We start from the raw sequence: 799 nt of genomic DNA, 5'->3' as shown, positions 1-799 counted from the left end.
CACTGAGCCGCCTGCCAAGGAAAAAATGACATTACCTGATTCCTTTAACCGTTTTAGCCAACACCAAAGACCAATTTTACCTTGATGACATCAAGACTGATATTGCTTTCGCTCTAAGTCACTCGTCACTCGCTCTAAAATACGATAGAGGTATTGCGGTGCGATAGAATGAATACGTAATAAATATTGCCTGGGCGTTTCACCCAGCGTTCTGCTATAGCCAATTCGAGCTAATACGTAGCAGCACATCATATATTTTTTCTCTGTCCAGGTATATTTGAAGGCATACTTTTGGCCCCACAAATAGATGGTGAATAAAATAAAAATAGCGACAAGCACATACGCAAATAAACTGGCGACACTTAAAAGGCTGTACTCCCCTAATACCGAACTGACAAACTTTTTATGCTCTCCCTGATTGTAATTCACTACCCATTTTTGCCAGCCATAACTCATTTTATCAACATATTGCCCCACCCACTTAACAAGCGCTAATTGCTGCCCAACTGATGAAAGTGGTGAGTCTTCAAGAAAGCCTTCTTTCTCGCGAAAGGCATCAGCCCCACCATCCAATATTCTTTCTGGTGCAACCATCGAGGTAGGGTCAGCCCTAAACCAACCTTTACCAACTATGTACACTTCAACCCAAGCATGCGCATCGTATTGATGGACAACCATATATTTTCCATTATCGCGCAACTCTCCACCTTGATACCCGATCACTACGCGAGCAGGAATATTTGCAAGCCGTAACATGTAAGCGAGGCTCCCTGCATAATGCGCGCAGAACCCCGTTTTT

1 protein-coding gene is annotated in these 799 nt (G+C 43.4%); it reads right to left on the bottom strand.

The features are described 5' to 3' along the window. Positions 1-90: 90 nt before the first annotated feature. Positions 91-799: transglutaminase family protein (locus tag A3763_RS26200; protein WP_197483151.1), on the bottom strand; the 709-nt coding region annotated here is incomplete at its 5' end.

It is taken from the genome of Oleiphilus sp. HI0128 (genome assembly GCF_001635365.1).
Note: the sequence above shows the minus strand (reverse complement) of the source record. Positions and strands in the feature narration are given on the sequence as shown.